Source organism: Parasedimentitalea marina, assembly GCF_004006175.1.
GTDB lineage: Bacteria > Pseudomonadota > Alphaproteobacteria > Rhodobacterales > Rhodobacteraceae > Parasedimentitalea > Parasedimentitalea marina.
Genome location: NZ_CP033219.1, coordinates 2718836 through 2739821, shown reverse-complemented (window position 1 = coordinate 2739821; position 20986 = coordinate 2718836). Strand labels below are relative to the sequence as shown.

Here is a 20986-nt window from a genome sequence, read left to right as displayed (position 1 = left end):
ACAAATTATCTGGGTATCCAAGGACAGGAGGCCCAGAAAGACGAGCTGGTTGTCCATAGTGCATCCCGCCTATTGGTCAGCTATGACCGAAGTTTTCTGAGACGTGTGGGCGATCGGTTTTGGTGGGTCAAGGGATGAAAACTTGTGGAAGTCGACGACCCGGAGCTGTTCTTAAATCGTGAGATGGACGCCAAGGGGTAACCGGATGGCACAGCGCAGGTGCAATCCTGGGCCGTGCAGCCTGTCAAAAACCTGCTGAGAATGGCGGTTTCCTGACCTAGGCATTCAGGAAAATGCGGGCGGTGGCCTCGAATTCACGGGGTTTCTCGGCGTGTAGCCAGTGACCGGCGCCTGGGATCTTGGCAAACCGCGCCTGCGGAAATCGGGCGCGGACCTGTGGGCGGTATTTGGGGTCCACGTAGTCTGAACTGGCGCCGGACAAGAACAGCACCGATCCCGGCCAAACCGCATTGGTCTGCGGAAAGGACATCACATTGGGCATCTGATCCGCCAAGGCGTCCAAATTTAGCCGCCAGCGCCGATTGGGGATATCAAGTGACTGGGTGAAAAAGCTTTGCAATGCGGGCTCTACACCAGCTGCGGCCAATTGGTCCTCGGCCTCGGATCTTCGTTGTAGGGTTGTCAGATCTATGCTGCGCATCGCCTCGATGAACTGGATCTGGCTGTGGATGTATGCAACTGGCGCGATGTCAGCCACCAACAGGCGGTTCACAGATGCGGGATGGTTCAAGGCCAGCATCATTGCGGCTTTGCCCCCCATCGAATGCCCGATCACATCCATCTGCCCACCATGTGCCGCCACCACCTCGGCCAAATCCTCGGCCAGTTCGGGGTAGCTATGGCTGTTGGCCCAGGGGCTGTGCCCATGGTTGCGCATATCGACGGCCACAACCAAGCGCTCGTCTGACAGCCGCTTGGCAATCACGCCCCAATTGCGGGCAGAGCCATAAAGCCCGTGGGCAATAAGAAGGGGCGGTTTGTCGGTGGCGGTGCCATGGGTGATGATGTTCAACATGCCCCTGTGATAGCGTTGCGTGCGCAGGGCCGCCAGTTCAATCTGCAAGTATTGAGCCCCAGCGAGGCAGCGGATAAGATGCCACTGATTGATAACAGGAGAGCACGGCAGTGGGTCACAGCATAACAGAGGACATTGCAGAGATCCGGGAGTTGCTGAAAACCCGCGAACATGTTTCGGGCGCTTTGGCAGATGCGTTGAAAAAGGCACGTCGGCGGTTGCCACGCAGGATTTATAACCAGGCCATGTTGCTGGCTAAGGCCGAACCGCTGATGCAGCACCCCAAGTTGCGACTGACATTGGATGAGCCCGCCCTGCGCAAATCGGCAGGTGAGGTCTCGGGCTATCTGAAATCGGTGGACCTGGCTGATCGCCGCAAAGGACGTGCCCTGACAATTCTGGGCAGCATGGCGTTTTCAGTGCTGGCCGTGGTTGTCCTGATGGTCGCCGTGATGCGGTGGCGCGGTCTGATCTGATTGCATCTTTGCGTTTGCCGGTGTTATTGGCATTCTTGAACGGGGTTCAAAACGTGAGGGTCCGATGACAACCAAAGCTCAGCAACGCAAAGAAGTCTTACGTGAAAAGCTGATTGTGGCAGCTGAGGAACGCATCGACAGAGATGGCGTTGGCGCCCTGCGTGCCCGCGATCTGGCCAAGGACGCAGGATGTGCTGTCGGTGCGATTTACACTGCATATGACGATCTGAATGCATTGATTATGGCAGTAAACGGGCGCACCTTTCAAAAACTGGGGCAGGTGGTTGCCAGTTCCGTTGATGGGGCAGGCGAGGAGACCGCGACCAGCCGTCTGATCCTGATGAGCAATGCCTACCTAGGCTTTGCATCGGACCATACGAACCTATGGCGCGCCCTGTTCGATCTGCAGATGCGGGCCGATGACCAGGTGCCGGATTGGTACTTACAGGCGCTGCGGACGCTGTTTTCCCATATTGCCCGCCCGGTGGCCGAATTGTTCCCAGACTATAATCACGAGCAATTGGACTTGATGGTGCGCGCGCTGTTTTCTTCGGTGCATGGGATTGTGTTGCTTGGGCTGGAACAACGGATTTCGGCAGTGCCCCTTGCCAAGGTCGAACAAATGATCGGTCAAGTACTTTCCCAGGTCGGTCAGACATAAATTTGAACACCGTTCATTTTTTCCTTGAACACCGTTCATGATCTCGCTATACCCAATTTGTGAACGATGTTCAGGAAATTGGAGAGCGACATGTTTGGAACTTTAAAGACCTTATTCATCGGTGCAAATGCCCGCGCCGAAGAGCAGCTTCGCGATACATTCTCGATTGAATTGATTGACCAGAAAATCCGTGAATCCGGGGACAGCCTGAAGGCCGCCAAATTGACGCTGGCCAGCCTGATCCAGCGCCAACGCGCCGAATTGCGCCAGATCGAAACCCTGGAAGTCCGGATTGCAGATCTTTTGTCCCGCGCCAAAGAGGCACTGGACGGCGACCGCGAGGATCTGGCCCAGACTGCGGCACAGGCCGTGGCCGAAATGGAAAACGAACTGGCCTTGCGCCGTCAAACACTCGAGCGGCTAGAGCGCCGGATCCTGCAATTGCGTCAGTCGGTCGCAACAGCCAATCGGCGCATCATCGATCTTAAACAGGGTGCCATGTCCGCCCGTGCCACCAAACGGGAACAAGACATGCAGCGCCGTTTGAACAAACACCTCGGGGGCGACAGCCCGATTGAGGAAGCCGAAGCCCTGATTGCCCGGGTGATGGAGCAGGACGACCCATTTGAACAGGGCGAGATCCTGCGGGAAATTGATGGTGATCTTGGCCATGCCACCATTGGGGATGACCTGGCCGATGCCGGATTTGGCAAACGCAACGGCACGTCGGCACTTGATGTCCTGAACCGCCTGAAGGCTGAAAAATAACACCTGCAAGACCGCGGATGATCTGCAGAACTGACTTTCCGAACTCTCTAATTTTGTGAAATGGACCAGAAAAATGCATAATGATAATAGCGATAACACAGTCATCATGATGTTGAATGGCGTCGGCGTAGTCCTGGCTTATGGGCTTTTGGCGATCTCGCTGTGGCTGTCAACAGACGTGCCGTTGGCCACCAAGGGCTATTGGGGTATGGGGGTCATATTGCTGACCATCAGCCTGATCAACGTTGTGAAATACCGTTTTGATCACCGCTCCAGCTCGGACCGGATCAACCGCATTGAAGAAGCGCGCAATGACAAGTTGCTGGAAGATGCATTGAGCGATCCCAAAACGTCGATCTGATCAAGCGTCAAACCAACAAAAAGCGCCCGGAGGACACTTCGGGCGCTTATGTTTTTGGGCGAAAGGGTTTTCGCGCATTTGGGCTGTACAGGGGCGCGCGCGACAGGGCGTCGCGCAGCACCAGGGTCACGGTGACAAAACTGACGAATAGCAAAAGATACCAGGACCCCATCTTGGCCAGACTGACCAAATGATGTTCGCTCTGGCCATTATAAATCCAGGTCTTGGTTCTGGTGCCGACATTCTCGGCCAACCAAAGAAAGAAGCTTGAGAGAAAAGCAGCCAGAGGCAACGGCATCCAGTAGTGGGTCTCACCGATGCGAAACCAAATCCGGGTGCGGGCAAACATGAGAAGTGTTGCAGCGAACAGGACCAGCCGGATATCGGGCAGGAAATGATGGGCAAAGAAGTTGCCGTAGATGGCCACGGCCAGCACAACTGTCGTCCAGAATGGCGGGTAGGGGGCAAACCGCATATCAAACAACCGGATGACACGCGCCATGTAGGATCCAACCGAAGCATACATGAAGCCTGAAAACAGTGGCACGCCCCAGAGTTTCATCAGGCCCTCGCCGGGATAGCCCCAGCTGCCGGCATGGACCTTGAAGATTTCCATTGCAGTCCCGGTCAGGTGGAACAACAAGATCACCCGCGCCTCTCGCCAGCTCTCCATGCCTGTGGCCAGAAAAAGCGCCTGTAAAGTCAAGGCATATAGCAGCAAGGCGTCATAGCGGGCCAGTGGCCAGTCAGGTTGCCAGATGTTGCTGGTCAGGATCATACCGCCCAGTAACAGCACGCCCAAGAGCGCGGCCCAGCCCTGTTTTAGTGTGAACATGACCAATTCTGCTGCAAAATGCGGTAGCCGGGCCCGCATCCAATCTCCCAGTCGGCGTTCCAATTGGCGGGTGCGGTTTTGATGTCTCGTCACAACTGCAAAAACTCTGGTGGAACGCTTTCAATCAGCCAGACACCATTGTCGGTTAGAAAGAACTGGTGGCCATGGGTCTGCATGACGCTGGCTTGAACTGTGAACACAATCGGCTTGCCATGGCGCATACCGACCTTCCGGGCAGTTTCCGGATCTGAGGAAAGATGTACATGATGGCGTGCATGGCGATTCAGACCCGATGCTTGAATGGCGAGCAGGTTTTTCTCAGCGGTGCCGTGATACAGTTTTTCCGGAGGCAGGCAGGGTGACAGGTCCAGGTCGACGGGGACCGAGTGCCCTTGGTTGGCACGGATATTTCCGCCATCAGCAGATATGGCAAAGCGCTGCTTGGTGCAGTTGCGCACGATGTCCTCTAATTGTGCCCGAGTGAGTGGGGTGTCTGAGGGGATGGAATTCTCGATAAGTTGGTCAATTGAAACCCATCCATGGGCATCCATCGTTAAGTGTAAACTTTCTGGTTTATGTCGCAGTAGATAGCTTAAAAATTTGCTTTGGGCTGATAAAACATTTTTGTCCATGATCGCACTTAATCACCCAATTTCAATGGGGTCCAGCGCTTGTCGGGCAGGAGACGATGCACTCCCGTGCCTTTTACCAGTCTAACGACAGGCAAAAGCCTTGGGCATGGCGCCGCGCTGGCGCGCGGCGCGGTTGCACACCCCAGAGAGACCAGCCCGCAGGGCTGCCATGCCCAAGGCCTTTGTTCGGGCATCTTTGATGCAGGAACAGGGCGCGGGAGACGTTGAGCAATAAAAACCGCCGCGGCCATGGGCCACGACGGTTTCGCTACTTGAAATCCGACGTTTACAGATTCGGATATAGCGGGAACCTGGCACAAAGGTCGGCGACTTTGGTGCGAACACCGGCCTCGACCTCGGCGTTGCCGTCATCCCCATTGGCGGCCAAGCCGTCGATCACTTCGACGATCAGGTCGGCGATCAAGCGGAATTCGGCCTCGCCAAACCCGCGTGTGGTGCCAGCTGGCGTGCCCAGGCGCAGGCCGGACGTGACCATCGGCTTTTCCGGGTCAAACGGGATACCGTTTTTGTTGGTGGTAATATGGGCGCGTCCCAATGCTTTGTCCGCGATGTTGCCTGTCACGCTTTTTGGGCGCAAATCGACGAGCATCACATGGGTGTCGGTGCCACCAGTGACAATGTCCAACCCGCCTTTGATCAGTTGATCCGCCAGTGCAACAGCATTGGCGCGGACCTGCTTTTGGTAGCTTTTAAACTCGGGCTGCAGCGCCTCACCAAAGGCTACGGCTTTGGCCGCAATCACGTGCATCAGCGGGCCGCCCTGGATACCGGGGAAGATCGCCGAGTTGACTTTCTTGGCGATCGCCTCGTCATTGGTCAGGATCATGCCACCACGGGGCCCGCGCAGGGTTTTGTGGGTGGTGGTGGTGGCAACATGGGCATGTGGGAACGGCGAGGGGTGCTCGCCTGCGGCGACCAGACCGGCAATATGCGCCATGTCGACCATCAGATAGGCGCCAACCATATCGGCAATCTCGCGGAAGCGGGCAAAGTCGATCTGGCGGGGGATAGCCGAACCGCCGGCAATAATCATCTTGGGCTTATGCTCTTTGGCCTGCGCCTCGACCTGATCATAGTCGATCAGGTTGTCGTCGCGCCGAACACCATAGGGCACCGCGTTGAACCATTTGCCCGACTGGTTGGGGCGTGCGCCATGAGTCAGGTGACCACCCGAGGCCAGATCCATACCCAGAATGGTGTCACCTGGCTGGATCAAGGCCTGAAACACACCCTGGTTGGCCTGGCTGCCGGAATTGGGCTGCACATTGGCAAACTCACAGCCGAACAACTGCTTGGCACGGTCGATGGCCAATTGCTCAGCGACGTCCACGTGCTGGCAACCGCCGTAATAGCGGCGTCCTGGATAGCCCTCGGCGTATTTGTTGGTCAGCACAGTGCCCTGCGCCTCCATCACGGCGGCGGACACGATGTTTTCGCTGGCGATCAGTTCAATCTCGTCGCGTTGACGGCCCAGTTCGCTGGTGATCGTGGCATAAAGCTCGGGGTCGCGCTGAGACAGAGGCTGGGTGAAAAAGCCGGGGTCGCTGGTGATTTCGGTCATGATGGCTCCGTAGAGTTGGACTGGAATTGAGGATTTCCTATAGGAAACACCACAAGCCTGAAAGGCTGTATTGCGACGAATCCCAGCAATAGAGCGGCAAGACTGGCTATCCGAGGAAAGGTGTGATTGTTTCGGAACCAATTGGGCAATACCGGAAACGAATTGATGAGCATGAGAATCGCCTTTTTGGCCAGTTCGTCTACGGTGGCACAAACCGCCCTGACAGCCCTTGTCGAAAAATACGGCTCGGTGGCTCCGCAAGAGGCGGATGTAATTGTCGCTTTAGGCGGTGACGGGTTTATGCTGCACACATTGCACGCGACTGTGGACCTGCCGGCAGCGGTCTATGGTATGAACCGCGGCACTATTGGTTTTTTGATGAACACCTACAGCGAAGACGGCTTGATCGAGCGGCTACAGGCTGCCGAACAAGAAATCATCAATCCGCTGGCTATGCGTGCGATGGATCAACATGGAGATCTGCACCAGGCCCTGGCCATCAATGAGGTCTCGCTGCTGCGTGCGGGACCGCAGGCCGCCAAGCTGAAAATTTCCATCGATGGGCGGCAGCGACTGGAGGAACTGGTCTGTGATGGCGCCCTTGTTGCGACGCCGGCCGGGTCCACGGCCTATAACTATTCGGCTCATGGACCAATCGTGCCAATTGGTTCGGATGTGCTGGCCTTGACTCCCATTGCTGCGTTTCGGCCACGACGTTGGCGTGGGGCCCTTTTGCCCAGCCATGCGACTGTCCGATTTGACGTGATCGAGGCAGAGAAACGGCCTGTTATGGCGGATGCGGATTCAATCTCCAAGTCGATTGCTGACATTGATTGGGTTGAGATCAGCACCGAAACAAATGTGCAGCACAAAATCTTGTTTGATCCCGGTCACGGGTTGGAAGAGCGACTGATTTCCGAGCAATTTTCCTGATCACTGCGGATCACGAAGACGTGATGTCGCCAGTGCGGACAACTCTCAGATTTACACTACCTAAGTCGAGCTGGAAGCAGCGACGGTCGCTCCACCCGTGGCCGTATTGTTGTGAACGAGTATGTTTGGTAAACAAGCGTCGGGCGTGGGGCCCCAACCCCACGCCCGCGTTGTGTTTGATTAAGATAATCCCCGACACGTGACGCAGGGGACGACTGTTGGCCGCTATTGCGTCATACGGTCCCACAGTAAGTCACACATGCGGCCTGCGCGGGCTTCGATTGCAGCGCAGGCGTCTACCGCCAAATCTTCGCGCCAACGCCGTGCCACGATCTGCACATTGATCGGCTGCGGTCCATGCGGCAAGTCGGCAAGCCGCGCCGGTACGCAGCCTGCAGGCAGGCCCATATAGTTGATCGCATAGGAGTAAACCGCACAGCCGAGAACCTCGTGCACGCCCTCGGCCCCCTCGGTGTCGCGATCGGGCTTGAAAAACGGTTGCGGCAGAAAGGGGGTCAGCACCAGTGGATATTGCTCCAGAAACAGCGACCATTGCCGGGCGTAATAGGTGCGCTTGGCCATCATCTGCAGCAGCTCGGTGTCCTGAAATGGCGGGAACTCTTGGAAATACACCGAAAAGATATCGCGCACGGTTTGGGAGCCGGCTGCATCGATATCTTTCTTCATCAGCGTATACACCTCGCCCATCAAAGCCCGATAGCCGGTGCGCCCGGCGTCAAAGACATTGGGCGGCTCGACCTCTTCAACGATATACCCGGCATCCACCAGCGCATACCGGGCGTCATCCAAGGCGGCCTCGACTTCGGGGTGTAAGTCGTAGCCAAAAGTGTTCTTGGTAAAGGCGACTTTGAGTGGTCCCTCTAGTGGGGCGCCGCGCCAGGGCAGAGGGACGTGAAAGGGGTCACGCGGATCGGGTGCAATCATCGTGGGCATCGACAGATGCAGATCGGCGGCGCTGCGGGTTAGCAGTCCTTGCACTGACATGGATTGCGCCAGCATGCCCCGCTCGGCAGTTTGACTAGGGTTATAGGCAGGCACACGGCCCAAGCCCGGCTTGACCGTCACAGCCCCATTGGCCGCCGCAGGAAAACGCAGGCTGCCACCGATGTCATTGCCATGCGCCAGGCCACCAATGCCCGCCATCACCGCAGCCCCAGCTCCACCTGATGAGCCGCCGGGCGAGATATGTTTGCTCCAAGGATTGTAAGTGCGGCCAAACAGTGGGTTGTCGGTGTCCGCGCGAAACGAGAACTCGGGCGTGTTGGTGCGTCCAATCACCACCGCGCCGGCCTTTTGCAGGTTCTCGACAATCGGGGCATCAGCCGGGGCAATCAGATCCTTTAGCGCCAACACCCCGTTTGAGCTGGCCTGACCGGCTTGATCGACGTTGATCTTTATGGTGACAGGCACCCCGTGCAGCGGTCCAGGCGTTGCACCAGCCGTGCGAGCCTTGTCTAGATCGCGAGCCCGCTCCAACGCCTCAGTTCTCAAATCTACCACCACTGCATTCAGCGCAGGGTTCGCAGCATCCATGCGGCTGATCGAGGCGGCAATACTCGCCTCGGCGCTTAAGTCGCCAGCATGGGTATGGGCAACGGTCTCAGTTGCGCTGAGGCGCCAAATATCTTTGTGTGTCATGTCACTAATCTCCTGCGGTGCAGGTTAGGCAGCGACAAGGGAGTTGCAAGAAAAACCCGAGGTCACAAATGCGGTCTATCCATGGCCACGCGTGTTCAAAGATACTAAATGAGAGGGCCGAAGACCGTGGTCTGTTTGGGTTTGAACCGGCCCTGTTTATGTAGCAAGGCCGGTTACAGTGACTTGGCCGGGATTAGTCCGCCGCATACCCAATGGTTTGTAAGGCTATTTTGATCTCGTCCAAAATAGCTGGATCGTCGATGGTGGCCGGCGGTTTGTAGGCGGTGCCATCGGCGATGTTCACCATGGTGCCGCGCAGGATTTTGCCGGACCGGGTTTTAGGCAGGCGATCGACCACCACAGCCAGCTTGAACGCCGCCACAGGGCCGATTTTTTCGCGCACCAACCTGACCACTTCGGTGACCACCTCGCCGTGCTCGCGGGTGGTGTTGGCATTCAGGCACAAGAACCCCACCGGCATCTGGCCCTTCAATTGATCCGTGACGCCAATCACCGCGCATTCGGCCACATCCGGATGACCAGCCAGCACCTCTTCCATGCCGCCGGTGGACAGCCTGTGTCCCGCCACGTTGATCACGTCGTCGGTGCGCGCCATGATATAAAGATAGCCATCGTCGTCCTTCATGCCCGCGTCGCCGGTCTCATAGTAGCCGGGAAAGGCGTTGAGATAGCTGGACTGGAACCGTTCGGGTGCGTTCCATAACCCGGGCAGGGTGCCCGGAGGCAGCGGCAGTTTGATCGCAATCGCGCCAAGCTCCCCATTGGCCACCGGATGGCCGCCCTCATCCAGGATATCGATCTCATAGCCGGGCATGGGAACCGCCGGAGAGCCAAGCTTGGTCGGCAGTTCTTCGACGCCCAGTGGATTGGCCGCAATCGACCAGCCGGTTTCGGTCTGCCACCAGTGGTCAATCACCGGCACGCCCAGATGCTTCTGTGCCCACAAGATAGTGTCCGGGTCGGCGCGCTCACCGGCCAGATAGACCTGGCCCAGGTTTGACAGGTCATATTTTTTGACGAATTCACCGGTCGGGTCCTCGCGTTTGACGGCACGAAATGCCGTTGGCGCGGTGAAGAAGCTTTTGACCTTATGCTCGGATATTACCCGCCAAAACGTACCGGCGTCCGGAGTGCCTATCGGCTTGCCCTCAAACACTATGGTCGTGTTGCCTGCGATCAGGGGCGCATAGCAGATGTAACTGTGCCCCACGACCCAACCCACATCGGACGCCGCCCAGAATACATCGCCGGGATCGACATTATAGATGTTCTTCATGGTCCAGTTCAGCGCCACCAACTGACCGGCGGTGTGGCGAATGACGCCCTTTGGCTGCCCTGTAGTGCCCGAGGTATATAGGATATAAGCGGGGTGGTTGCCCTCAACCGGGACACATTCGGCTGGCTCGACCCCATACTGAAAGCCATGCCAGTTGACATCGCGACCTTCGACCAGCTGTGCAACATTTTGTTCACGCTGAAAGATCACGCAGAAATCAGGTTTGTGATCGGCCAGATCAATGGCACCGTCCAACAAAGGCTTGTAATGTACCACCCGGTTGGGTTCCAACCCGCAAGAGGCCGCAATGATGGCCTTGGGCTTTGCGTCATCAATCCGCACTGCCAGCTCATTGGCCGCAAAACCGCCAAATACCACCGAATGCACCGCACCGATCCGTGCACAGGCCAACATCGCCTCGAGAGCCTCGGGGATCATTGGCATGTAGATGATGACCCGGTCGCCCTTTTCAACACCCTTGGCCCGCAAAGCGCCGGCCAGACTGGCCACCCGGTTGCGCAACTCAACATATGAGATTTCGCGCTTGGTGTGGGTGATCGGGCTGTCGTAAATGATTGCCGTCTGTTCACCACGTCCGGATTCGACATGACGATCAACGGCATTGTAGCAGGTGTTCACACGGGCATCGGCAAACCATTCGTAGTACGGGGCATCGTCATTGAACAGCGCTTTGCTTGGGCGTTGATCCCAGCTGATTGCCTCTGCAGCCTGCATCCAGAACCCTTCGGGATCGGTCTTCCAGCCTTCATAGAGTTCTTGGTATGACATCGTGTGCTCCTCCTACCTCGCTGGCAAGAGTTAGGCGGAAGAAACGCGCGCGGGCAAGGCGCCTGCGGGACTAAGCGTCAGATAACTGCGTGGAATTTGCATATTTTGTAATTCCCGGCCTGCAAAGTTTTGCAAACCGTTCACTCCCGAAGAGTTCGCGAGTGTTGTTTTCAATTATTGCAAATTTGCAAATTCTGACTGCAAATGAACTTAAGAATCTTGTTGTAGCGAGATTGTAGCCAGATGTAGCGTTGTTGTAGCCGGACAGACTTTATTGCACGGATGGACAGAGAAAGTTGCAGCAACTTGTTTTTGGGTTTTAGGGCATCCTAGCGGCAGTTTTGACGGAGGTCACCCTCAGAGCGTTGGAAGTGCTTCCATATTTCAAACTGCAATTGCGCAACCTTTCCAAACGCTGGACACCGGGCGGTGATCTGAGGTGTCGTCGGGGCTCAGGTTTGAACAGTACGGCATCGGCATTTTGGGACAGAGATTATTGCAGTAACCAGTCGGGAAGCGGGTAAACCGTTCAAATCGTCGGTTTGAACGCGTCTTTAAACGGCCTTTAAACGGTCTTTGAACGCCGTTGTCGCAAAACACCGAAGACGGGTTGAAGTCCTAAATGAGAGGCTAAGGGGGGCAGGCGATGGATATCTCAGCGGGCAGAGGCTTTGTTTGCTTCAGCCCTCAGCCAATTAAGAACTGCCATATCGGTCACGCAGAGATTGCGGGCGATCTGAACCGTTTACAAACCCTAGGCCTTAAACTCTCCGGCAAGACGCCACTGGCCAAGGCAATCAGGTATGCGCTCACCTGTCTCACCAAGGCGAGGCCCTATCTGGATCACGGCGTTCTGGAGTTGGATAATAACACTGCCGAACGCGCTGTCCGGCCGGTGGCTCTGGGCCGCAAGAATTATCTCTTTATGGGCTCGGAAACTGGCGGTAACTCAGCCGCCATTGCCTATCCCCTGATCGAGACCTGCAAACTCAACGGTGTTAATCCTGAAGCGTGACTTGCCTGGGTCTTCGAACGCATCCAGCATCATCCCGTCAACCGTATCGGCGAGCTACTGCAATGGGAATATCAGGCCATCGTTGATACACGGAAAACTGAGGCCGAAGCAAAAAAACGGCGTTTGATCAGCTGCAACGGTGATACTTGCGCCTAAACGCCGCCATCACGGATCAGAAGAGGCGTCCAGCACCACACCCTTGTTGGCCCCGTGATCCGTTTTGTCGTCAAACGCGTCCTGTTTGTCCTGCCAGCTGCTGGTTTCATCCTTCCAAAACTCCTCCAGATCCTCCTCAAGTATCTCGGTGCTAATCACGGTCTTTCCAAGCTGCGTCACACAGTCTGAAAAAATAGTGTGGTGGTGCTTTTCATGGACATCGAGGCTCTTCCACATACTGTCCCAACTGGCTTTCTGACCCTTGTTACCCTTGGAGTAGTCTTTCCACTTGGGCATGATGATTGTTGGCTTGCTGGTCAGTGTGAATGTTTTTACATGCCCATCCAGCTGAAAACTCGCCTTGTATTTGGGGTGCGAGCGGTAGCGCCCCCAAAAGGACCGCTTGTCCAGCACCTTGAACACTGCCGCGATAGTTTTGCCTGCCACAGTATAGGTCGAGGATTTTGGCGCAGGCACGGTTTTCTTGAATGTCGCAGGGTCCGGTTCGATATAGTCTAGGTACACCCCCACCGAGCTGCCGTTCGAGGTCTTGCTGGTATAATCCTTAACTGCCTTGGCAAAAGCCGCCTTGGCCTCTTTGGTGGCAGCCCCAAGTCCGGATTTATCCAAATCCTTATCCTTCATCTCTGCCGCAAACTTGGCCACTGCCTCTAACATCAGGGCGTGCAGGCTGGACAGATATTTCTCCAGCGCTTTGATCATCCGATCCCATTCCGCCTGCCGCTTCTTGGTGCTTCTGGCGTATTCATTCCATTTTGGAACCGTGATTACCGGCTTTAGTGCCACGGTGATCTCACTCACCTTTTTCGACTTATCAAATTTGGCCGAAAATACTGGCGCCGCCGCATAGCTGCCCCAGCTAGAATTTTTGTCCAACTCGGTTTCCAGCGCCGCCATATCGACACCGGAGACGTTGGATGTTTTTTTGGCAGGCTTGGGGATCTTGGTTTTAACAGTAATGGCCATGGTTGCCTCCAAAGGCTGAACCGACATTCGCCAAGTAGAGTGCCTTCCCTTGCATCTTGGCGCTGTTTTGTGCCCCAATCAAGCCTCTTGGACACGCTGTGCCGTGATACGGGCGTCGGGCAGTAGGGGATCAATGGCATTAGTCGTTTCCACAACAGAGATGTGCTGCGGGATGTGTTTGAGACAGTAGCTGGCAATGTATCGCAACGTTATGTCTGTGATGCTTGCGTTCGGCGGGATGCCCGTTAGGTCTATCCAAGTACTTTGGAGGAAAGCTATTATGACACGACGCACCGAAGCGATGATACCTTTTGCCCTTGTAGCGACGATGACAGGAAGCGTCCTGATGGCTGACAACCCAATCGATACTCAATTGCCCAATGCGCCCGAATTGGCCGGATATGGAGATATGACAGTTGGAGTACGCCAGCTTGAAATGGTGAACCCCGGTCAAATTGATATCCTGTCCATTGAGCCAGACGCTGCCAGACCTGCGACATTCCCGACTTATGACCGTCCTTTGACGGTTGAGATGTGGTATCCGGCTGAGGCAGGCGCGACAGGCGATACGTCTATGAAAGCGTTTCTGCGCGATGGTGCCACTGAAGTGACGCTGAAAGGTCGCGCGGTGCGTGATGCAGCCCCTGCAGGAAAGGGCTATCCGCTGATTTTGATCAGCCACGGGTACCCCGGAAACCGTTTTTTGATGTCACATCTGGCAGAGAATATCGCGTCCAAGGGCTATGTCGTGGCTTCAATTGACCACACTGATAGCACGTACCGGACGCAGGCTGCCTTTGGCTCCACTCTTGTGAACCGCTCGCTCGATCAGTTGTTTGTGCTCGAAGAGATGGCGCAGATGACTGATGAGGGTGGCGATTTTGCCGGGCTCTATGATGCGGATAATGCCGGGCTCATCGGCTATTCCATGGGCGGATATGGTGCGATCGTTACAGCTGGCGGCGGCGTAACAGAAGCCTCCGTTGGCTATTCTTGGGGCGGGCCGCATGGAACGCTTGGTATCCACCAGGCAGGCAGCGATACACATAACGCATTGCCCGACGCACGTATTAAAACTGCAGTGGCCATTGGCCCATGGGGCATGAACACTGGCTTCTGGAGCGCTGATGGCTTGGCAGGTATTCAGATTCCGATGATGTTCATCGCAGGGTCGCAGGATGAAACGTCGCTCTATGAAGAGGGCGTTCGGGCGATCTGGGAAAACGCGTCAGGTCTGCCGCACGCATTGCTGACCTATGTGAATGGCGGTCACAATTCCGCAGCACCAATGCCAGCGCCGAAGGAGAGCTATTACTTCAGCGAAGACAAGGGCTTTAACATCTCAGAGCATTATTCTGATCCGGTTTGGGACACGGTGCGCATGAATAATATCGCCCAGCATTTTGTCACCGCGTGGATGGATACCCATTTGAAAGGTGACTCAGAGAAGGCCACCTACCTTGATCTGGTTGAGGTTTCCAACGCCGGTGTCTGGTCGATGAATGAGGATGGCACCCCTAAGGAAGACCACAGCTACTGGAAGGGCTTTGCGCAGAACACTGCCAAGGGTCTGAAGTATGAAGTTAAGAGCGCTGCTAAGTAAGTCTCCTAATGGACTGCACCAAGCTCATTTCGACACAAAGAGCGGGTTCCGGACCTTCACTGGGGTCACCTCCAATGGCGGCTATGCGCAGATACCGACCTTTGCAAAGTGGTCGCCCCAGATGTCTTGAAATGAGACAACCGGCCCAGACCGGACCTTCGAACGGTCTGCAGCCAACTGCAGGTTGGAGCCCAAACTGTACCTTGAATTTTCTCGCTGCGTGCGCTCGCAGCACAAAAATGCGGTATGAGCGAAGATTTCCATGCCGCCGCACAGAGGGAGAAGCGGCCGTTCGTGCATCTCGAAAGAAGGATCTGCAACTAGACCAAGGAGAACGTTGCAGCATTGTAGTTCTTGGCGGAAAACACTTAGAATCAAGCCTCGGAACGCGTTAGAGTGCAATCAAGAGTGGAGCATTGCAGAAGAAGCTTCAAGATAGTAACTGGCTGTTGATGCCTTGAAAAATTTGATGTTGGAAGATTTGTTACTAACAAAAACAAACTTTTTGGATCGCCTGTTGAAGTGGATGTTCCTTGATCACCGGACAGTTGAACTTCTTCGATCTATCGATCGGTACTTCGATGACGCGTACTATTTGGCGGCAAACACGGACGTAGCTGCTGCCCATGCATGTCCGTTCCTGCATTTCTTGTCCCATGGGTTGTTCGAACGCAGGGAGCTGTCGTCCACCGTCTCGAACCGACGTTTCCGTGATGAATGGGTTGTCGTATTTGGCTCCGACGAGGCTTTGGAACGGAAATTGGGTCTCCTCAAGAAGTTCGCCAGAGTATCTCGGGGCACGCTCGTTCGCCTAGCTGGAAGAACGCCTGGGCGTAGTCGTGCATTTTGGATGCGGTCGAGCTTCGAGGCGAACACGATCGACTTGAGCTACATTCGAACGTGCAATCACTGGAGAATAAGCCATCCGACACGCGCGAGTGCAATTCGACACTTCGCTGAGAATTTTTCGACGGACATCCTGCCATTCTCGTATGAACTTACCCCGGATGTGGAGTTTTACAACGCTCTATACGACAGCAAATTGAGTGCGCTAGAGATACAGGAAAAGTGGGCAGATTCTTCAAGCGGCGACCAGACGTTTGTAAGCATGGCACACTTGTTGCAGCATTATTGCGGCGACGGCGCCCTTGTCTATGACGGTTTTGACCACCGAGAGTATGTTACACGGAATCAAGGTGCCTGCAGCGAATTCAACGAAATTCAGGCGTTCGCGCACTTCATCAGCATTGGTTTGGAACACGGTTACCACCTGCCAAAGGACAACAGCATCGCACTAGTCAGCATCATTGATGCGCGGATGGAGCGTCTGGACGAAATCAAATCACGCGGTTTCTTGCATGCGGCGTTCGAATTGAGAAAGGCGGGCGTTCGCAGCGCTGTGATCGACAGGTTCTCATGCCAGTATGCGCTCTCACATGGCGAGGCCACGCCGACCAGAGACATGGCACCTCACGACAGCCTCTCCGCTTTTTGGAACAATTTCCATATGGCCTCGGTGCTCGCGGAACAAGGAAAACACCCTCAAGCCGTCCGCCACGCGCAGAAGGCCGCGGGTCATGAAAGTGGATCCGTTTTCGCAATGGACAAGATCCACGAGACCGTCAGCCTTTGGCATAGGGAGGTGCATAGAGCACTTCAGGTCACGGCCAAGTCGGATCGTACGATGCCAGGCGAACGGGAGACCTCAGGTCAGTTTGTTGAGGTTTTGAGCGCGATCCCGTCTTTCCGGTCAGGTCTGGGGAAGAAACAGCACGCACTCCGCAAACCGCAAGTGCGACGGATAGGCATACTGGCAGACATGTCACTGCCTCAATGCAAGCGCTACCGCATCGATCAGAAGTTGGAGTATCTTGAGACGCTCGGACTGAATGCAACTGTTTTCAATGTCCACAGTGAAGCCGAAAAAGCAGCTGCAGAAAGTGCTCTATTCGATATCTGGATTCTATATAGAACTCCCGCTTACTATAGCGTGCTAAAGCTGCTTAATCGCGCCAAAGCCCTGAAAATACCCACGGTCTTTGAAATTGACGACCTGATACTGGATCCTGATTTCTTTCCCGAGGCGCGCGAAAGTTACGGTGCAGGAGTCGACGATCAACAGTATTCCGAACTAAGGGTCCTGCCGTTTCTCTACGCAGCTGTCGCCCGCTGCTGCGACTTTGGAATCGCCTCTACAGAAGCGCTTTCAGATTATCTAGGGGCGCTTGTTCGGTCAGAGCGGTCCTTTGTTTTTCCAAACGGGATTGATTCAGTGCATCAGGCCGCGCTGCGTTCGCTTGGTCCGGTGCCTGACCCGGGCGACGGTGACCTCATTCGGGTGTTCGTCGGCTCTGCCACCAAGTCGCACAAGGACTACGTTGCACAGGTCTTTGTACCGCAAGCCATCAAGATCGCCGAAGCGTTTCAGGGCAAAGTTCATTTCTCGCTTTGCGGCTCGTTCGACGAATTGTTTGACCAACTGGACCAGACGGCCCGGAAATCAATCGGCCACATCAACCTTGGCTGGGACTATCCAACATATCTTTCCACACTTGCGGGCTTCGATTTGAATGTAGTCCCGCTCGAAAAAAGTGCATTCACCGACTGCAAAAGCGAGATCAAGTGGCTGGAAGCAAGCATGCTGGGAATTCCGTCTGTCCTGGCGCCGACATCTGCCTATGAAAGATGTATCGAGGACGGTGTTACTGGATTGTTGGTAGATGGTGACGATTTCGTGACCCCGATCAGCGCACTTTCTGCATCGGCATCTGATCGCAGGCGCATCGGAGATGCGGCGCAGCGTGCCGTTTCAGAAGGGTTTTCTTTCGATTCACAATGCGCGACGTTGAAAGACATCATTGCACAGATCGAACTTTACGCATGAGCCACCGCGTCCTCATTGTGAATGTCAGCTTTCCGCCGCAATCCAAGGGCGGCGCATCGCGCGTAATCGAAGACAATATCGACTGCATGATAGCGGACGAACGTTACGATGCTTGCGGGGTGTTCTGCACATTGTTTGGAAACAATCAGCCCGACCGGCACGAAACCTGGCTTCATCGCGGGATTCCTATCTTTGCCGTGGCCTGCCCTTGGCTGGATGACATGGAACGTCTTGTTCAGCGTGACGACATCGTGGGGCCCTTCACCCGCTTTCTGGACCGTGTCCAGCCTGATCTTGTCCATTTCCATTGCATCCAGAGAATGGGGCTGGAATTGGTAGAAGCGGTCAAGGCGCGCGGCATCCCGTCAATTCTGACAATGCATGACGGTTGGTGGGTAGCAGACGACCTCTTCATGATTGACCAAGATCTACAACCGGCCATCTATAATTATCGCGCGCGCGAACCCGCAGCGGCCCGCAACCGCATGGATGCGTTGAGTGCCGCCATTTCGAAGTTCGATCGGGTTCTCACTGTATCACAGACGTTTCGCGACATTCTGGTTTCCACCGGGCTGTGCGACGAAATTGTCGTTAATGAAAATGGCGTGTCTCCTTTTGCAACGCAGTCAAAATCTGCCACCAAAAAAGTGCGTCTTCTCTATATGGGAGGGGTCGATGCGCGGAAGGGTTATCATCTACTGCGTGCGGCTGTTCTGAAAGCGCAATTGTCTCATGTCCATATCACGGTGATCGACCACGCCCGTCGTGAGGGGTTCTCACGCGATGGCAGGTGGGGCGACACCGACGTCTGCACCATTGGCTATGTACCGACTGAGAAAGTAGCATCACTGTACGCCGATTCTGATGTTGTGGTCGTTCCGTCGCTTTGGCCGGAAAGCTTTAACCTGGTGTCGCGCGAGGCAAGTCTGGCCGACTGCTGGGTCCTTGCGTCAAATCTGGGGGCCGCTGCGGATCACATCGTTTCGGGGATCAACGGCTACACTTTCGGCGTGGAGAATGCAGAGGAATTGATTGGTTTGTTACACGCGCTGGATCGCGACCCTCTCCGGTTCACGACTCCCCCACCAACCGCATCTCTGCGACCCGTCTCTACCCAATACAAGGAGTTGCAAAAGATCTACGACGAGGTGCTTCATGACCAATAGAAGCGTTAAAACCAGCGAAGGCAAAATACACCTTGTGGTCGGATTGGGCATGAGTGGCATCGGCGCCGCGCGGTCCTTGGATGAAGCCGGGGAAGACTGGCTGGCCATCGAAGCAAAACAAGAGCCGGGGGGCTGGGCGCAAAGCAGAACGGTCAATGAATACCGGCTCGACTACGGACCACATATAATGCTGGATTTCGACGCCGATCTGCTGCGTTGGATGGCATTGGGAGAGGATATCCGGGTTCGGCATCATCGCTCGAACAGCGTCTTCTTCTGCGATGTCGACGGTCATCCGGTTCCCGTCCATCTTCCGCTGGGTGACAATGCCGGATCGCTGCCGGATATAGTGGCGACCGGTCACTCTGATCAAAGTGTTCCAAACTACCTAAGCTACCTCATCGACACTTTTGGTTTTGACATCGCAGCACGCTTTCTAATTCCGTATGATCGCAAGCGACTTTGCGTCGATCTCGAGACCCTGCCACCAAAGTGGAACCGCCGGGTTCTGCCAGCATGCAAGGCGAACGTCGGTGAATCATCCTACCTTTATCCCGAGAATGTGGGTGTGGGCGCGCTCTCCACACATTTGCTGAAAGTGCTCGATCAACGGCGACTGCTATACGATTGCAAGTTGGTTCGTCTGTCTCTCAAGGAAAAAAGGGCATGGTTGTCGGACGGGTCAAGCGTGGAATTTGCATCCCTTTATTCATCGTTGCCCCTGCCTGAGTTGTTAAGACTACTGGAGGAGTGCCCGTTCAGTTCTCGCGAGATTGAGGAAGCATTGCCCTATGCCAGCTCTGACATTATCTATCTTGCTCTGCGGGAAAATTGGACGCGCGACTATGACTTTGCACGGATCGCCTCAAACAACATTGGTTTTCACCGCCTTACGGTTCTGTCCGCCTACTCTGACCATTGCTGTCCTCCAGGTGAGGCCCTGCTGATGCTAGAGGCAGGCCGCGTACCCGGCGCGCAAAAATCTCTGGCCACGGATCCGAAAGACGCAATAAGGCAATTGATCGAACTGGGAATGATAACTCCCGATGCACAGCTTGCTTTTACCGATACCGCTTCCGTCGAGCATTCGGCGATCATTATGAATGCCGACACTCCGAATTTTGTTGCGCGGGCTCATAATGCTCTGGCGGCATCCGATGTTCACCTTGTGGGCAAGTTTGGAAGATGGGAAGACATGCTGATGGGGCGGGCGTTAAGAAGTGGGATAAGCGCCGTTCGGCAGCAAGTGCAGGGCGAACACGACAAGGAAACGACCGGATGACCGAAGACAGACCGTTTGACGCCCTCTTCCTCAGCGTCGGGGCTTCGAAGTGCGGGACGACATGGCTGTATTCCGTCATGCAGGCGCATCCAGAACTGTATTTCACACCGGAAAAAGAACTCCACTACTTTCACTTCAGTTACGGTCACGAGGCAATTCTGAGCGATGAACGCAGGATGGCGAACGCAAATGCTCGTGTTCTTGGCCGCATTGACCCTGCCCGGTCGAATATACGGGTCGTAAAACGGAACCTGCAGTTCCTCGACGCCTATTTTGACGATCCGGTTGACGACAAATGGTACGCCAATCTGTTCCGCGCAAAGCGGCCCGGTCAGTATAGTTGCGATTTTTCCAATTTTCACGCGCTGCTACCGGCCCATGCATGGCATGAAATCGCAGGCAAATGTGGCAAGCTGAGAGTGCTCTATACAATGCGCAACCCGCTTGACCGGCTATGGAGCCACCTGAAATTCCACCTACAGGTGACCGGGCAGGCAGATCAGCTTGATAGCTGGAGCCCCGAGGAGTTCTATGCGTTCGCAAAGCGGCCTTTCATCTGGGACAATTGTGAATATGGCGACGCGCTTCGAAAGATGACTGCCGGACTTTCACGGCAGATGTTGTATGTTCAATTCTACGAAGATCTCTTTTCTCGCCCTGACGAAGCGCTTGCATCCCTAGAGGATTTCCTGGGGATTCGTGCGCACGAATATCCCTCAGAAAAAATTGTCAAAAAAGTGAACGTTTCCGCCGAGCGACCAATGCCGGATTTCTTTCCTGAACTGTTTGACACTGACATCGAACGGATCGCCAGTGAGGTCGAAGAACTCGGCTATGAGCTTCCGACAAATTGGCGGCGCTGAA

Annotated in this window: 17 protein-coding genes and 1 pseudogene; 11 read left to right on the top strand and 7 right to left on the bottom strand. The window is 55.3% G+C overall.

Translation table 11 applies throughout. The features are described from left to right. Positions 1-277: 277 nt before the first annotated feature. Positions 278-1036: an alpha/beta fold hydrolase gene (locus EBB79_RS13190; RefSeq protein ID WP_127750993.1), complete on the bottom strand. Its 759-nt coding sequence runs from the start codon at positions 1034-1036 to the stop codon at positions 278-280. A 110-nt stretch (positions 1037-1146) separates the two neighbouring features. Here EBB79_RS13190 and EBB79_RS13185 point away from each other — a divergent pair, with 110 nt between their 5' ends. From EBB79_RS13185 to EBB79_RS13170, 4 genes are all read left to right on the top strand, one after another. Continuing rightward, positions 1147-1512: a hypothetical protein gene (locus EBB79_RS13185; RefSeq protein ID WP_127749317.1), complete on the top strand. Its 366-nt coding sequence runs from the start codon at positions 1147-1149 to the stop codon at positions 1510-1512. 64 nt (positions 1513-1576) lie between these two features. Further along, entirely contained in the window at positions 1577-2173 is a 597-nt protein-coding gene (locus EBB79_RS13180; protein ID WP_127749316.1) for a TetR/AcrR family transcriptional regulator, read from the top strand. 90 nt (positions 2174-2263) lie between these two features. Next, positions 2264-2941, top strand: a complete 678-nt coding sequence (locus EBB79_RS13175) for a PspA/IM30 family protein (protein WP_164860809.1) — start codon at positions 2264-2266, stop codon at positions 2939-2941. Positions 2942-3014: 73 nt separating this feature from the next. Continuing rightward, positions 3015-3302, top strand: coding sequence for a YiaA/YiaB family inner membrane protein (locus EBB79_RS13170; RefSeq protein WP_127749314.1), 288 nt, complete (start codon positions 3015-3017; stop codon positions 3300-3302). A gap of 46 nt (positions 3303-3348) precedes the next feature. Here the strand turns inward: EBB79_RS13170 and EBB79_RS13165 are convergent, their stop codons facing one another. The 3 genes from EBB79_RS13165 to glyA form a co-directional block, all read right to left on the bottom strand. After that, on the bottom strand, positions 3349-4176 hold the full coding sequence (locus EBB79_RS13165) for a DUF817 domain-containing protein (protein WP_127749313.1): 828 nt from the start codon (positions 4174-4176) through the stop codon (positions 3349-3351). A 50-nt stretch (positions 4177-4226) separates the two neighbouring features. Further along, positions 4227-4769, bottom strand: coding sequence for an RNA 2'-phosphotransferase (locus EBB79_RS13160; RefSeq protein ID WP_127749312.1), 543 nt, complete (start codon positions 4767-4769; stop codon positions 4227-4229). Between the two features lie 286 nt (positions 4770-5055). Continuing rightward, positions 5056-6351 (bottom strand): serine hydroxymethyltransferase, encoded by a 1296-nt coding sequence (gene glyA / locus EBB79_RS13155; protein WP_127749311.1) that lies wholly within the window; start codon positions 6349-6351, stop codon positions 5056-5058. Between the two features lie 165 nt (positions 6352-6516). Between glyA and EBB79_RS13150 the strand changes: the two genes are divergently transcribed. Next, a complete protein-coding gene (locus tag EBB79_RS13150) occupies positions 6517-7284 on the top strand; it encodes an NAD kinase (RefSeq protein ID WP_127749310.1) in 768 nt (255 codons plus the stop codon). A gap of 225 nt (positions 7285-7509) precedes the next feature. Here the strand turns inward: EBB79_RS13150 and EBB79_RS13145 are convergent, their stop codons facing one another. Together EBB79_RS13145 and prpE are read right to left on the bottom strand one after the other, a co-directional pair. After that, complete coding sequence (locus EBB79_RS13145) at positions 7510-8943, bottom strand: amidase family protein (RefSeq protein ID WP_127749309.1); 1434 nt, start codon at positions 8941-8943, stop codon at positions 7510-7512. A gap of 193 nt (positions 8944-9136) precedes the next feature. Beyond that, positions 9137-11029 (bottom strand): propionate-CoA ligase PrpE, encoded by a 1893-nt coding sequence (gene prpE / locus EBB79_RS13140; RefSeq protein WP_127749308.1) that lies wholly within the window; start codon positions 11027-11029, stop codon positions 9137-9139. A gap of 763 nt (positions 11030-11792) precedes the next feature. Here prpE and EBB79_RS25665 point away from each other — a divergent pair. Beyond that, a pseudogene (locus EBB79_RS25665) lies at positions 11793-12200 on the top strand (IS66 family transposase); the annotation flags it as partial. A 9-nt stretch (positions 12201-12209) separates the two neighbouring features. Here EBB79_RS25665 and EBB79_RS13130 read toward each other — a convergent pair. Further along, positions 12210-13187 (bottom strand): DUF922 domain-containing protein, encoded by a 978-nt coding sequence (locus EBB79_RS13130; RefSeq protein ID WP_164860808.1) that lies wholly within the window; start codon positions 13185-13187, stop codon positions 12210-12212. Between the two features lie 301 nt (positions 13188-13488). Here EBB79_RS13130 and EBB79_RS13125 point away from each other — a divergent pair, with 301 nt between their 5' ends. The 5 genes from EBB79_RS13125 (at position 13489) to EBB79_RS13105 (ending at position 20985) form a co-directional block, all read left to right on the top strand. Beyond that, positions 13489-14790 (top strand): alpha/beta hydrolase family protein, encoded by a 1302-nt coding sequence (locus EBB79_RS13125; RefSeq protein WP_127750992.1) that lies wholly within the window; start codon positions 13489-13491, stop codon positions 14788-14790. Between the two features lie 469 nt (positions 14791-15259). Beyond that, positions 15260-17674: a glycosyltransferase gene (locus EBB79_RS13120; RefSeq protein WP_127749306.1), complete on the top strand. Its 2415-nt coding sequence runs from the start codon at positions 15260-15262 to the stop codon at positions 17672-17674. Beyond that, a complete protein-coding gene (locus EBB79_RS13115) occupies positions 17671-18840 on the top strand; it encodes a glycosyltransferase (protein WP_164860807.1) in 1170 nt (389 codons plus the stop codon). Before EBB79_RS13120 ends, EBB79_RS13115 begins: the two co-directional genes overlap by 4 nt. Continuing rightward, positions 18830-20122 (top strand): NAD(P)/FAD-dependent oxidoreductase, encoded by a 1293-nt coding sequence (locus EBB79_RS13110; protein ID WP_127749304.1) that lies wholly within the window; start codon positions 18830-18832, stop codon positions 20120-20122. Before EBB79_RS13115 ends, EBB79_RS13110 begins: the two co-directional genes overlap by 11 nt. Next, the gene (locus EBB79_RS13105; RefSeq protein WP_127749303.1) at positions 20119-20985 is read left to right on the top strand and encodes a sulfotransferase domain-containing protein; all 867 of its coding nucleotides are present in this window, start codon (positions 20119-20121) and stop codon (positions 20983-20985) included. Before EBB79_RS13110 ends, EBB79_RS13105 begins: the two co-directional genes overlap by 4 nt. Position 20986: the final 1 nt, after the last annotated feature.